The 13,042-nt window shown below is 59.1% G+C and carries 17 protein-coding genes; 13 read left to right on the forward strand and 4 right to left on the reverse strand.

All coding sequences use genetic code 11. The annotated features are described in order from the left end of the window. Positions 1–771: 771 nt before the first annotated feature. The 4 genes from V8J82_RS07700 (at position 772) to V8J82_RS07715 (ending at position 3,277) form a co-directional block, all read left to right on the forward strand. On the forward strand, positions 772–1,206 hold the full coding sequence (locus V8J82_RS07700; RefSeq protein ID WP_339973858.1) for a MarR family winged helix-turn-helix transcriptional regulator: 435 nt from the start codon (positions 772–774) through the stop codon (positions 1,204–1,206). A gap of 61 nt (positions 1,207–1,267) precedes the next feature. Next, positions 1,268–2,620, forward strand: coding sequence for a lactonase family protein (locus V8J82_RS07705; protein ID WP_339973859.1), 1,353 nt, complete (start codon positions 1,268–1,270; stop codon positions 2,618–2,620). 4 nt (positions 2,621–2,624) lie between these two features. Further along, positions 2,625–2,798 (forward strand): hypothetical protein, encoded by a 174-nt coding sequence (locus V8J82_RS07710; RefSeq protein WP_339973860.1) that lies wholly within the window; start codon positions 2,625–2,627, stop codon positions 2,796–2,798. Next, positions 2,795–3,277 (forward strand): MBL fold metallo-hydrolase, encoded by a 483-nt coding sequence (locus V8J82_RS07715; protein ID WP_339973861.1) that lies wholly within the window; start codon positions 2,795–2,797, stop codon positions 3,275–3,277. Before V8J82_RS07710 ends, V8J82_RS07715 begins: the two co-directional genes overlap by 4 nt. A 304-nt stretch (positions 3,278–3,581) precedes the next feature. Here the strand turns inward: V8J82_RS07715 and V8J82_RS07720 are convergent, their stop codons facing one another. Further along, positions 3,582–4,808, reverse strand: a complete 1,227-nt coding sequence (locus V8J82_RS07720; protein WP_339973862.1) for a metal-dependent hydrolase family protein — start codon at positions 4,806–4,808, stop codon at positions 3,582–3,584. Positions 4,809–4,929: 121 nt separating this feature from the next. Here V8J82_RS07720 and V8J82_RS07725 point away from each other — a divergent pair, with 121 nt between their 5' ends. The 6 genes from V8J82_RS07725 (at position 4,930) to V8J82_RS07750 (ending at position 10,029) form a co-directional block, all read left to right on the forward strand. Beyond that, entirely contained in the window at positions 4,930–5,742 is an 813-nt protein-coding gene (locus V8J82_RS07725) for an ABC transporter ATP-binding protein (protein ID WP_339973864.1), read from the forward strand. Then, a complete protein-coding gene (locus V8J82_RS07730) occupies positions 5,739–6,446 on the forward strand; it encodes an ABC transporter ATP-binding protein (protein WP_339973867.1) in 708 nt (235 codons plus the stop codon). Before V8J82_RS07725 ends, V8J82_RS07730 begins: the two co-directional genes overlap by 4 nt. A 31-nt stretch (positions 6,447–6,477) precedes the next feature. Further along, on the forward strand, positions 6,478–7,683 hold the full coding sequence (locus tag V8J82_RS07735; RefSeq protein ID WP_339973869.1) for an ABC transporter substrate-binding protein: 1,206 nt from the start codon (positions 6,478–6,480) through the stop codon (positions 7,681–7,683). A 77-nt stretch (positions 7,684–7,760) separates the two neighbouring features. Beyond that, on the forward strand, positions 7,761–8,627 hold the full coding sequence (locus V8J82_RS07740; RefSeq protein WP_339973871.1) for a branched-chain amino acid ABC transporter permease: 867 nt from the start codon (positions 7,761–7,763) through the stop codon (positions 8,625–8,627). Beyond that, on the forward strand, positions 8,627–9,541 hold the full coding sequence (locus V8J82_RS07745) for a branched-chain amino acid ABC transporter permease (RefSeq protein WP_339973873.1): 915 nt from the start codon (positions 8,627–8,629) through the stop codon (positions 9,539–9,541). The genes V8J82_RS07740 and V8J82_RS07745 overlap by 1 nt, the downstream gene beginning before the upstream one ends. After that, entirely contained in the window at positions 9,538–10,029 is a 492-nt protein-coding gene (locus V8J82_RS07750; RefSeq protein ID WP_339973875.1) for a GAF domain-containing protein, read from the forward strand. Before V8J82_RS07745 ends, V8J82_RS07750 begins: the two co-directional genes overlap by 4 nt. 333 nt (positions 10,030–10,362) lie before the next feature. Here V8J82_RS07750 and V8J82_RS07755 read toward each other — a convergent pair whose 3' ends face one another. Next, positions 10,363–10,719 carry a hypothetical protein gene (locus V8J82_RS07755; RefSeq protein WP_339973878.1) on the reverse strand — a complete coding sequence of 119 codons (357 nt, stop codon included), beginning with the start codon at positions 10,717–10,719 and terminating at the stop codon, positions 10,363–10,365. A gap of 155 nt (positions 10,720–10,874) precedes the next feature. Here V8J82_RS07755 and V8J82_RS07760 point away from each other — a divergent pair, with 155 nt between their 5' ends. Further along, positions 10,875–11,081 (forward strand): LuxR C-terminal-related transcriptional regulator, encoded by a 207-nt coding sequence (locus V8J82_RS07760; protein WP_339974559.1) that lies wholly within the window; start codon positions 10,875–10,877, stop codon positions 11,079–11,081. Between the two features lie 50 nt (positions 11,082–11,131). After that, on the forward strand, positions 11,132–11,521 hold the full coding sequence (locus V8J82_RS07765; RefSeq protein ID WP_339973880.1) for a hypothetical protein: 390 nt from the start codon (positions 11,132–11,134) through the stop codon (positions 11,519–11,521). Between the two features lie 338 nt (positions 11,522–11,859). Here the strand turns inward: V8J82_RS07765 and V8J82_RS07770 are convergent, their stop codons facing one another. Together V8J82_RS07770 and V8J82_RS07775 are read right to left on the reverse strand one after the other, a co-directional pair. After that, positions 11,860–12,171, reverse strand: coding sequence for a cyclic nucleotide-binding domain-containing protein (locus V8J82_RS07770; protein WP_339973882.1), 312 nt, complete (start codon positions 12,169–12,171; stop codon positions 11,860–11,862). Between the two features lie 18 nt (positions 12,172–12,189). After that, complete coding sequence (locus V8J82_RS07775; protein ID WP_339973884.1) at positions 12,190–12,420, reverse strand: cyclic nucleotide-binding domain-containing protein; 231 nt, start codon at positions 12,418–12,420, stop codon at positions 12,190–12,192. A 65-nt stretch (positions 12,421–12,485) separates the two neighbouring features. Here V8J82_RS07775 and V8J82_RS07780 point away from each other — a divergent pair, with 65 nt between their 5' ends. Next, entirely contained in the window at positions 12,486–13,010 is a 525-nt protein-coding gene (locus V8J82_RS07780) for a hypothetical protein (protein WP_339973886.1), read from the forward strand. Positions 13,011–13,042: the final 32 nt, after the last annotated feature.

The raw sequence follows: 13,042 nt of genomic DNA on the forward strand, positions 1-13,042 counted from the left end.
TCGCAAGATGCTGCATCGGGGAACAGATGGCTTTTGCCCATGTGCGATCTCTTGAAGAGATGCGCATCGTCACCGGATATGGAGAGCCTCGACACTTTGCGCCTCGGATATTGCCTGACGATTTAATCTGGGCACGTCCTCTTCCGGGTGAAACGAGCATCATGATCGAAGTTATTTAAAAGACGCTACAGATTGTCGCCTGTGACTGCGTTTCGGGTGAACTTTGGTTCGTCGCCCGCGCCGATATCCGCGACGTCGCCGAAATGAAAGGGTCATTGCGCGGATCGTGCCATTCGACGCAACCAACGCATCCAGCACGCAGTCTTCGGCGGTTAGAAATGTCTGGTCGAGCCATAGCTCGCGTCTGGCTCTACAGGACATCCTGCCCGATCTTGGGAACATCCAAGCCACTCGGTCCACGCACCGGACCTTTGGCTCCATGGACAACACGAGACCACAGATCGTGGCCCAAGTGCTCAGCAGCCGATCCAGACTCTTGGCGCAATCGCCGGGACGAATCAGAGGCAGACACGTAAAGCGCCTGGATGCGCTCCATGGGTTTGCATGACGGGTCCAAGCGTCGCCATCCATGCTCATCAGACATTCGGTCGCTTTGAAGATACACCTCCTTGTCATTCCTAGCCTTCTCAGCTTGAGGGATAGGCCCTTCATACTTCGCAGCAGAGGCGGGATCAGGACCAGGCGCATGTGATCCTATCTGTCCGGTCAAAGAGACCTTCACAACTTATTCCGATGGTCGTAGAAAGCCTCATGTCAGACCAGATCAAAGACCTGCAACAGGCCGTCACCACCATCATGCGGGCGCTGAAAATCGCGGAGACCGAAGTTCAGATCGCGCATCGGCAGTTGAGCTTCCTGCCCATCGATATCCAAACCCTGCGGTTCGTCGCGCAGCACCCCGATTGCCGCCTTGCCGACCTCGCCGGTTTCCTCGGCGTTGTCGCAACGACCGCCAGCAGCGTGGTGGACCGGCTGGTGGACCGTGGTTTCATCGCGAGACGACGGCCGGAAACGGACCGCCGGTCTATTGCTCTTTCTCTGACCGATGAAGGCAAGGATGCGTTCGCACGGTTGGAGACGGAGGAAAGGGCAACGATGAAACTGATGCTTGATGCGCTGCCTGAGGATGAGCGGGCGACATTTGTGGGGCACATGTCACGGATCGCATCCAAGGTTTCGCGATAACGAAACTTGTATATTACGATATCCGTATTAAATACCTTCTCGGCAAGAGGAGACAGGCATAATGCGCATATTGAAATGGATCGGCGGACTGGTTGTGGCTGTTTTCGGTCTGGCCATACTGGCCGTTGTCGGATGGAACCTTGCGGATCGCGCTCCACCAGTGGCCGAAGTTACCGCAGAACCAGAACCATTTGACCTGTCCCGACTGCTTGTGCTTGTCGATGCTGATATGGCTGCTACGGGGTACGCAGATGGACAGCTTTACCCCATTGAAGGTGCGGCTGACGTTCTGATGACGATTGACGGGCTGGGCACCGACACTCCGCGACTTCAACAGGTCCCGGCATCCAACACGGTCATGGGCTGGCCGGGCGCGATGGCGGCAGATACCACGGGCCGGTTTGCCTATGTCGTCGAGAGCCGTAAAGCGCCACCGGATGGTGTCGCGGCGATGGGAAGTGTCTTTGCGGAAATGCCCGACGGGACGCTTCTGACGACCGTCGATCTGACCGCTGGCGCTGCCGTCTCGACGACAGAGGTCTGCACCCGCCCCAACAGCATCGACATCGCGCCGGACGAAAACTGGCTACTGATCACCTGTGGCGAAAACGCAGGCGAATTGGCCGTCATCCCTCTGACCGATGGCCAACCCGGCGCACCACGTATCTTCGACCTCGATCTGCCAGACATTGAGGCCCGCCCCGGCATCGATGATGGTCTGACCTATGCCATGATCCATCCAGGCGGCGCGGCTGCGGGATATATCGTGTCGAATGTCGGCGTAGGTCTCGTGCGCTTTGAGCTTGATGATGCAGGTATACCCATATCAGCGGCTGCTGAGGCCCCGCTGCGAGAGGGCGCTTGGCTGACGGTGGGGCGTTGGACCCAGACCGGCGATCATTTTCTCGTTGCAGATGTCGCCTGGGGTCCTGCACCAACGGATGCTGTCTTTAACGGTGACGGTCAAATCCTGTCCTTCGCGCTGTCGCCCGACGGTACGACGCGCGGGCTTGTGTCTTCTGCAACCGTTTCGAAATCACCAGAGACGTTTGAGGTGAACCGCGCGGGCGACCGGCTGGTGGCCGTCAACATGGAGCGGACCTACCTGCCGGGCGGCATGTTCAGCATCGTGCCTGCACGCGGCGCATCTTCCCTGTCGCTAGTCTCGGTGGATGCCGCGACCGGACAGCTCGAAACCCTTGGCGATCCTGTGGGCTTCGAAGGTGTCTTGCCAGAAGACGCGGTGTTCGATGCCGACGGAGACCAGATCGCGGTGGTGATCTATCAGGACCACGATGCGCCGCGCAGCGACGGTTGGGTCGAGATCTTCGCTGTTCTGGATAATGAGATCCTGCGAACGGGCGAGCGGGTCATACTCCCGCGCGGAGCCCATGATCTCTTCGCGCTGGACTAGGGTTGTGCGGTTCCAGGAAATCGCGCAGCGCGTCTACCGCGCGCATAAAAAGGCAACGAATGTCTATCTTGTCGATCAGGGCAGCCATTCGGTTTTGATCGACATGGGCGAGCCTGGTTTTGCAGGCGATATCCTCAAGGCGCTGTCTGCCCGCCGGCTATCCGCCAAATCCTGTTGACCCACGGGCACTACGATCATGCTGACAGCGCGGCGGCACTATCGCGTGCGCTCAATGCGAACGTCCTTGCCCATCCCGTAAAGACCGATCTGCTGAGGCAGGGGAAATGGCGTCGGCCTGCCAAACTGGCCCCAACGCTTATGGGGCATCTCATGACCCGACTAATCGCAAAGCGCTTTCCCGACCGGCTGGAGGCCATTCCCGAAATCAAGCACATCCAGGATAATGGCGCACTGGCGGTTAATGGCCTCAGAACGCTTACCCTGCCCGGGCGTTCCGCAGGCCAGGTCGGATTTGGCATTCCGCAACCGGTGGGCGAAACCGTATGGATCGTGGGGGACGTGATCATGACTGCACCGCGCCTAGACGAGCCGAATCTCTATGAGGACAGATCGGGAGGCCTTTCCTCCATCACGGCGCTCGCCAAGCGCGTCCAGCCCGGCGATCTGATCTGTCCGGGCCAAGGGGCGCCTCTATAGGGCAATGCTGATAACGCTCAGGGCCGCCGAGCATCGAACCGCTGCATTGCGGAGATCGGAGCATTGGAGCCATATAGGGCACGACAGGTGTCTCTTTTGGCGACGCGCGCTTTCGAGACTGAAGCGGGGCTTAGCAGGTTTTCCGAGGAGGTCTTCGTCGTCGCGCGGTACATTGACCACTTGGAAGGCATCGAATTTGAGCCTGTCGGCAAGACGGAGGATGGCTTCAAACAATTCCGTAGTTCGATCTGTCGGGGTGATCGGACCCCGTGAAAGACCCGATCTGACGCCCTACGACGGAAACTCAAAGCTGGTCTTTTACAACAATGCCGTTTTGAAGGATCATAGGGATACGTTCACCTTGCCCTGTCAGGCAACTGATATCTGAGACCGGGTCGCCCGCAACAAGAATCAGGTCGGCCGTTGCGTCGGGCGCGATCCGCCCAAGGTCCGCGCGGCGCAGGATATCTGCGTTCACCGAGGTGGCGGATCGCAGCACATCCGCGTTGGGCAGAACCTGGGCCCGCAACGCAAATTCCGTCGACTGATCCTTGTGCATCCAGCCCAAAAGATCAGTGCCGTATCCCATCGGGACACCAGCACCCGCCAACGTTTCGAGGGAGCTCAACCCCGCTTCACGCACCTTACGGTTCTTCTTGCGGTTTTCACCGCCAAGCCCGATTTCCTCGGCGTGACGCTCCAGGCAATCATAGATCACCAAGGTGGGCACTGCGAAAGCGCCACGCTCCGCCAATATCCGCGCAACGCGATCGTCGATCAGATTGCAATGCTCCAGCGTCCGGACCCCGTTGACGCAAGCATGCTCGATCGCCCGCGCGGTGTAGGTATGCGCTGCGACATAGGTGTTTGAGGCTTCCGCAACCGTCACGATGGCCTGGATTTCCTCAGGCGTGAACTGGATCCAATCGATGGGATCTGTCGGGGTCGCCACCCCGCCATTGGCCATGATCTTCACGAAGTCGGCCCCAAGGCGAAGCTCGTCGCGTGCCGCTTGCAAGCAGGCTGGCACGCCATCGACAATGCGCCCGAGCGACGGCAGGTGCCGACGCTGAAGATCTCCAACATCGGCGCGGCTGGTTCCCCGGAAATCCGTGTGCCCGCCGGTTTGGCCGAGCGCTTTGCCCGATGTGAAAAGGCGCGGGCCGCGGATCAGACCTTCGGCCTGGGCGCGTTTGGTTCCGGCATCCCCACCCCCGACGTCGCGCACGGTCGTAAAGCCACGATCAAGCATGGCTGACATGTGCCCGGCCGTCCAATGGGCCACGTAGGTCGGGTGCATCGCCTCAAGCGCCGCAAGGTTGGGTGTGGCAGCCGCCACATGCACATGCGCGTCGATCAAACCCGGCATCAGGGTATGCCCCTTGGCATCGACAACCCGGTCCGCGCCGCCGCCGATCGCGGTTTCAGAGACCTCAGCGATTTTTCCGTCGGCCACGAGGACATGGCAACCCGGCTGAACCGCATCACCCGTCCCATCAAACAGATCGCAATTCTCGAACTTTATGCGCATGACGTCCTCCCGATTCTCGCAGGTGTGTTGGCATTTGATTGTGCCTAGCGTGGCAGGCAGAGTTCGGAATGCAATCACGATTTTTCTTGCCAGCCCGACCGCATAGCGCATTGATAAACACATGGACACGCAAACCCTTAGTGCTGATCCGCCCCTGAGCGGAAACGGCCAGCCTCTCATGCAGGTCCGTAGTCTACAGCGTAGCTTCTACGGTGTGCATGCGCTGACTGACGCTAATTTCGACGTCGAGCAGGGGACTATCACGGCACTGATCGGCCCGAACGGGGCGGGCAAGACGACGGCATTCAACTGCATTTCTGGCGTCATCCCACCCGAAGGTGGCAGCGTGCATTTTGCGGGAGCCGAGATCACGGGCCTGACGCCGGATCGGATCAATGCCCATGGGGTGGTCCGTACGTTCCAGATCGCGCGGGGCTTTCCGACGCTCACGGTCCTTGAAACGTTGCTTCTGCACGGTGACGACCAACCGGGTGAACGCATGCTGACCGCCCTTTTCTCGCCCGGACAGGCCAGACAGCGCGAAGAAGACCTTCTGGAACGGGCCCATGCCATCGCCAAGCGACTGAAGCTCGACCACGTGGTCGAGAACCTGACAGGCGCACTGTCGGGTGGGCAAAAAAAGCTCCTCGAAATTGGCCGCGCTTTGATGGCGCAACCGCGCATGATCCTCCTCGATGAACCCGTAGCTGGCGTGAACCCAACACTCGCCGGTGACATCGCGGAACGAATTCAAAAACTTAATGAAGAGGACGGCCTGACCTTCCTGATCGTCGAACATGACATGGATATCGTCGCTCGGATCTGTGATCCGGTGATTGTCATGGCTGAGGGACGCACCCTGATGAAGGGGAGTTTCGCTGACATTGCCGCGGATGCCCGGGTTCAGGACGCCTATCTGGGTAAGCGCGGATGAGCCTGCTTCACGCCGAGAAGGTCGTGGTGGGATACAACAGCGCCGATACGATCCTGAAGGGCGTCAGCATTCGCGCCGACAGTGGTGAGATCGTGGCCATCCTCGGTCCAAACGGCGCCGGAAAATCCACACTTCTCAAAGCGGTTGCGGGGCAACTTGCGGCGCGCGAAGGGTCTATCCGGCTCAAGGACGAACCGCTCAACGGCCTCAAGCCACGCGAAGTTGCAAAACGCGGCGTGGCCTATGTGCCGCAGGAAGCCAACGTGTTTCCCAGTATGAGCATCCACGAAAACCTAGAGATCGGCGGCTACCTTGCGCCCTCGGACGTCAAGAGGCGGATTGCCGAGATCTATGCCCGCTTCCCGATGCTCGCCGAAAAACGTCGGGAAGCGGCCCGCACTTTGTCTGGCGGGCAACGACAAGTTCTGGCCGTGGCGATCGCACTGATGGTCGCCCCACAGGTGATGCTGCTCGACGAGCCCTCCGCAGGGCTTTCACCAGTGGCGACGCGGGAACTATTCGACACCATACGGAGCATACGTGATGCGGGCGTGGCAATAGTCCTCGTTGAGCAAAACGCGCTCGACGCGCTCGATTTGGCGGAGAGGGCCTACATCCTCACCGCCGGTCAGAACCACATAGACGGCAAAGCAAGCGAATTGGCTGCGGACGCAGATGTCCGACGCGCCTTTCTAGGGGGGTAGCCCCCAACCGACAGGGAGAAGGAGATTTCTGATGACTGACCGTTTTTTAAATTTACGCCCCGATCGCCGATCGGTGCTGCTTGGTGGGGCCGCGCTCTTGGCGGCGCCTGCGATTGTGCGGGCGCAGGGCACAGCGATCAAGTTCGGCACGTTGACCCCACTGACAGGCGTCGGCGGCACCTACGGCCCATCCATGCGCGACGCCGCGGCCAGCGTCTTCGACGCCGTGAACGGGGCAGGTGGGCTTCTGGGTGGTCAGATCGATCTCGTCAGCGAGGATACCCAGACCAGTCCCGAAGCCGCCGTGCGCGCCGTCCGCAAATTGATCGATGTCGATGGTGTCTCGGTCGTCATCGGCACGTGGGCCTCTTCTATCACCACCGCCGTCGCGCCGCTTTGCTGGGAAAACGGTGTCATGCTCTTTACCGTCTCCGGTGCCGACAGCATCACCCAGCTGCCGCATATGGGTTATATCGCCCGGACGCAGCCAAACTCGGTCCTGCAGATCCAGGTTGCGGGCGACTTCATGCTGCGCCAAGGCGCGACCGGCATGGCTTGGATCGGGCCACAGACGCCCTTTGCGCAAAGCTCCATCGACATCCTGGCTGGTCAGGCCGAGGGTGCCGGGATCGGCATGGAGAGCCTGATCTACGAGGCTGACAAGAGCACCTATCGCTCAGAGGTCGACACCATTCTGCGCAGCAACCCCGACTTTATCATGCTCGGCGGCTATGCGGCGGATTCTACTGTGGTGCTGCGCGATATCTGGCAGGCGGGTTATGAAGGCAGCATCATCGGACCTGCCTATGCGGTGAATCCAACCGTGCTGGAGGCGCTGCCCGCCGAGGTGACCGAAGGGGTGTTCACTTGGGAGGGCGCACCGGACATCGAAAGCACAGCCTACGCCAATGTGCAGGCCGCCCTCGGCGTTGATATCGTCGATCCCTATTCAGCCCAAACCTACGACCATGCCAATCTCGCCGTATTGGCCGCCGCAGCCGCGGGCGATGCCAGCGGCGCAGCGATCAAGGATCAGCTTCGCACGATCAGCCAGGGCGACGGCGTGGACGTATCGGACGTATTGACGGGAATGGAGACGCTCGCAGGCGGAGGGTCGGTGAACTACAGCGGCGCTTCAGGCCCCTGCGATTTCGACGAGATTGGCGACATCACCGGTACACAGTTTCTGTTCAATGAAATCTCGGGCGGCACGCCGTCGATGTTTGAACGGGTCTGACGACGTGTCTCACGTATTCCCGGATCGGCGCACCTGCCGATCCGGGTTGCGGACTTTGCTGTAGGCGTATCCCATACATGCTCGACCTTCTCCCCCAGTTCCTAGTGAACGGCATCATAACCGGCGCGCTTCTCGCGATCCCGACAATCGGGTTCACCGCGATATTCGCGGTTCTCCGGTTTCCCAATTTCGCCGTTGCAAGCCACGCGACTGTCGGCGCCTTCGCGGGCTTGGTCGCGAATGTCTATTGGGGTTTGCCTGCGATACCCTCGCTAGGCTTCGCGTTTCTCATTGCGGGTATCGTTGGCCTTGTCAGCGATGAGATCGCGCTGAAGCCGCTGCGCAAACACGGCGCGCTCACCACGGCGATTGCCTCCATCGCGCTCACGATCGTGCTAGAAAACATCGTGCGTTTCTTCTTCGGCAACGAGTTGCGCGGATATGATCTGCCACTCGTGCGCGACATCCGCTTCGGTGACATCCGGGTGAACCCCCAACAATTGGAAAACCTCGCGCTGGCGGTCATGATCATGATCCTTGTTTTCGCGGCACTGAAATACACGCGCATGGGTAAGGCGATGCGGGCCGTGGCCGACAATCCGGGTCTTGCCGACCTCAAGGGGATCGACGCGGTCCTGGTCGGCCGTGTCGTGGCGTTTGCAGGCATGGGCCTTGTCGGCATTGGCGGAATGCTGTTCGGACTTGGCACATCGATCGATCCGTTGACCGGCTTCCGCTTCATCCTGCCGATCTTTGCGGCGGCTGTCGTGGGCGGGCTGGGGTCGATCCCGGGGGCAGTTTTGGGTGCCATGATCGTCGGCATCGGTGAGGAAATGTCGGTTCTGGTCCTAGAGCCCGCCTACAAATCCGCGGTCGGCTTTTTCGCGATTGTTCTGGTCCTCACCTTCCGGCCCCGCGGGCTTCTGGGCGAAAGGGCGTATTGATGCTGAGCTGGCTCTTCTCTGTTGCGACATTTGCTGGGATCTACGCGCTGTTGGCGCTTGGGATCAATGTGATCTGGGGCATGGGTGGTATGATCAACCTCGGCATGGCGGGGTTTTTCGCGCTCGGCGCCTATGCGTCAGCGCTCGCCACAGCTTCCGGAGGGCTTCCCATACCGATTGGCCTTGGGCTTGCGGCGGGGCTTGCCGCGCTTGCAGGTGGGTTGCTCTGTCGCCTGACCCTGCGGTTGCGCGGGGATTACCTGGCCATCGTGACGCTCGGCTTTTCCGAGCTTGTGCGACTGGTGGCTGCAAACGAGATCTGGCTCACGAACGGCTCTGACGGGATTTCCGGCGTTCCCGGCCCTTGGCGCAGCGAGCTGACACCATTTCAATTCAACATGTTGTCCTTCGCCCTGGTCGCCACTGCGGTGATCCTTGTCTGGGCCCTGACCGAACGGCTGCGTCGCGCGCCTTGGGGCCGTGCGCTCCGTGCGATCCGCGACGATGACACTGCGGCGGCCGTGGCCGGCAAACCCATTCGGCGCTTCAAGATCCAGGCCTTCGCGCTTGGCGCCGCCATCCTTGGCCTCGCCGGTGCGTTTTATGCACATTACACCAGCTATATCGCCCCAGACATCTTCCGCCCGTTAATCACCATCTACATATTCCTGGCGCTTACGGCGGGTGGCACAGGTAACACGACCGGCGCAGTAATCGGTGCGATTGCGGTCGTCATGGTGCTGGAGGGAAGCCGATTTTTAGAAGGCTGGACCTCGGTACTTGGCGGGGTGCAGAAGGCCGCGTTGCGTGAAATCTTCATCGGCGTTGCGCTGATCGCCATCATGCAGTTTCGTCCGCTGGGTCTTCTTCCGGAAAAACCGCCGGGACCCTTCGTCAAAAGGAAATCGCGATGAGTGAGGCAGATCTGCTGGCGACATGCCGGGCCGGGCCCGATTTGTTCCCCGCGCTGGACCAGGCGCTTGATCATCTGATCGGTCACAAGCTGTTCACACTGATGGCGATCGATTGGCCAAGGGGCGAAGCGGCACGGATCTATACGAACATGCCGGACGATTATCCGGTCGGCGGGCGCAAACCACTCGGCGCGCTGACCGAGTGGGGAAAGATCGTTCTAGAGGACCGTCAGCCGTGGATCGCCTATTCAAGTGAAGATATCGAGGGCGCCTTTTTCGATCACGAACTGATTGCGCAACTGGGCTGCGCATCTTGCCTTAACGTTCCCGTCATCGACACAGCCGCAACGGGCGGAGCGCGGGTGATCGGCACCGTGAACATGCTGCACGAGGCAGGCCACTATAATGAGCAACACGCTGCAAGGACGGCACCATTCGCCGAACTGCTCGTGCAGCCCTATCGCGACTGGGCTTTCGCGTCGCGCTGAGCCGCGCCAGGTTCGCTTGATCGTCCAAACATTCTGCAGACATTGCGATTTCAAGAGCATTTGCAGCTATCTGCATTCGGCGATATTGAGATACTGGTTGTCCGCTTCGCCCCTCAAACCATCAGTTCGCCATTTCTATCTTTCTGCAATCGCGGCGAACGTTCTGTCTAGTCAAACTGTGCCGCAGCGATTGACTTAATCGGCAATGACCGCTTTGTGCTGTTGATCGCCTATTTGCTGAATGGCTCGCTAAATCCTGTTCTGAACCTGAGGTCGGCAGCGCGTCCATAGTGGCAAGCTTACGAGCTGAAAGACTGTCTGTGTTTTATGTAATCATAGTGAGCCCGTCTTTTGGATAACCATGTCTGAGCCTGTTTTGAAGAATTTGAACGGAAGTGCAAATGGGACAACACTCGCAAAAAGGGTCATGGTCAGCCAGATCGAACCTTGAGGCTGCCCAGTTGCATCTAGGATCGCTTCGGCGGCGGGAGGCGCGGCAAGCATGATAGCGTAGTAAATCGTGAAAAAGACTCCCATTCCGAAGGCGCGAACCTCTAGCCGCAGGGAGAGACTGGCCAGCGCCATGATGACACCAGCGCGCGCCATTCCTACCAGGCCAAAGAGCAGGCTGGCCACAAGCCCGGCGCCAGAAATACTCAGCAACCAAGGGGCAATCACCGCGCCAGTCATGCACACCGTCAGAACAAGAGTGCGGTGGCCAAACCTGTCTACGAGCTGACCGCAGAGGGCACCAGACCCGATCATCAGCCAGCTTCGCCACCGACCTTAGCCTCAGAGAGCAACAGATTGCCGAGCGCTACGCCGCTGTATGCAGCTATCAGGAGATCGCAGCAGACTTGCACATCGCGCCCTCCACCGTGCGGACCTATCTGGCCACGACCTATCGCAAGCTTGAAGTGTCATCCAAGGTCGAGCTCGCCAACCGCCTCAGCAGCGTCACCGCCGCCCCGTGTAGCGAGGTGGATCATGCGTCCATTATCTCGGAACTCGCGCCGAGCCTTGAAAAGCCGTTGAGCCGCGAAATGCGCTGAGCGAGGTCTTGCGGATCATTGGCGCGTCCCAAGGCGATCTGGACTTGGTCATGCCAGCGATGCTTCGCTACGCCTTGGACCTCTGCGACGCAGAGTTTGGAATTCTGTTTGAGTACCGAAACGAAATTAGATTCCATGCGAGCTTTACGCTCGGCATCCCGACGGCCTTTCAAGACTGGCTGAATGACAGTGGCACGTTCAGCGTGAGTGATCAGACCGGGCTTGGCAGGATGCTCACTCAACGCGCCGCGATAAACATCATGGATGTGAAATCAGAGTCGCTTTACCGCTCGGTCGACCCGTTGCGGTTCGCCACGGCGAACTTGGGTGGTGCCCGACCCTTTGTCGCGATCCCGATGCTTGCTGTCTACTGGCTTGTCGGGGCCTTCACGATCTATCAGCAGTCGGTGCGCCCCTTCTCGGAAGATGCGTTCCGGTAAGCACAGATGTTCGCGGCGCAAAGCGTGATCGCCTTGGAAAACGCACGTCTGATCGGCAACGTTGGACATCAAAAAATGACTCATACGGCGGCTACTCCTTCCCGCGGACTGTCAGACTAATTGTAACGAAATCACGCATATGTAGAGAAAACCTGGGACGGCGAAGTTGCACCGCAGCGCTCGAACACATCTGCAAAGTCCAGTTTGAACGGTCCTTACAAAAGCAGAATGATTTGGCTGAACAGATGCCGCTCTGCCTCAAGGTCTGCTATGAGCCCCATACCGACCTTGTCGCTGCAAAACAACGAATGTCCGCTATTGAAGACAGGCTCTTGCGCCTAAGCTCCAGTCGGATCGTTCCGTCGACGCTTCGCAAGTTCTCGGTAGATCGCGGGAGACGACGCGCCGACCCAATCAGCAACGCGCACCCAGCCGCCTTCATCTGGAGGGCCGAAGAGTTCGAGATAGGCGTCGAGACGATCTGTCACCTTACGTAATCGCATGATCTCAATGCGAGTGCGTAAGGTCTGTAGCTCTTTTGCCGTTCGCTCGAAAGCACTAACCGATAGGTGATTTCCTGAAAAATCGTACTCTACATGCTTCAGCAAATTCGCCTTCGGTAGAACCGCGACCGTCGTCACCAAATCCATCACGGCATCGCAATGATATTATTCCGCGAAGAGGGATGCTTCAGCGATCAGATCACCAGCACCGGCACGGTGCAAGATCAATAGTCCGCCATCTTGAAGAGCCCGACGAAGGGAAATCTGCCCTTCACGGATCAGGAAGGCCCATCCAACTTTATCGTCTCGCCGAAACAGCGTTTCGCCTTCTTCCAGCGTTCGTTCTGGAGCGCCATCAAAACAATGAAGCCAATGATCTGACATGATTTCTATCATGTTCCGTTTTGCGCAAGCTATGCAATGCATTGGAGACAATGCTGGATCAGTCAGGGACTTAACCCATGGACACCAAACACTTCGCACTACTCATTGTTGTCTTTCCCGCTGTGGTCCTTGCCCAAACACATGACGTAACCCACGGCTCGACACCCTCGGATGATGCTGGTGAAGAAACTCGTTTGATCAAGTCCCTATCGGAACAGGATTTGGAGGAGATCCAGCGCGGCGGCGGATGGGGACTTGCCCGAGCAGCGGAGCTCAACGGTGTCCCGGGGCCGACCCATCTCCTCGAACTTGCGGAACCAATTGGTCTGACCGAGGACCAGCGCGACGGCATCGAAGCGATCCAGGTGCAGATGCAAGCCGACGCTATAGCCGCAGGGGAGAGGTTCATCGCAGCGGAACAGGCGCTGGACGCAGCTTTTCAACGAGGTGCGCCGGATGCCGAGACACTTGAGCGGCTTGTCATAGAGGCAGGTGAAGCGCGGGCAGACTTGAGGCTGGTTCACCTCAACGCTCACCTGCTGACTTTGCCATTGCTGACTGATGCTCAAGTTAGCCAGTACTCGGTCTTACGCGGTTATTGAGATGATCTATGCGCCTCTGTTCCAGAGGGGCA

It is taken from the genome of Gymnodinialimonas mytili, from assembly GCF_037544085.1.
In the GTDB taxonomy this organism is placed as follows: Bacteria; Pseudomonadota; Alphaproteobacteria; order Rhodobacterales; family Rhodobacteraceae; genus Gymnodinialimonas; species Gymnodinialimonas mytili.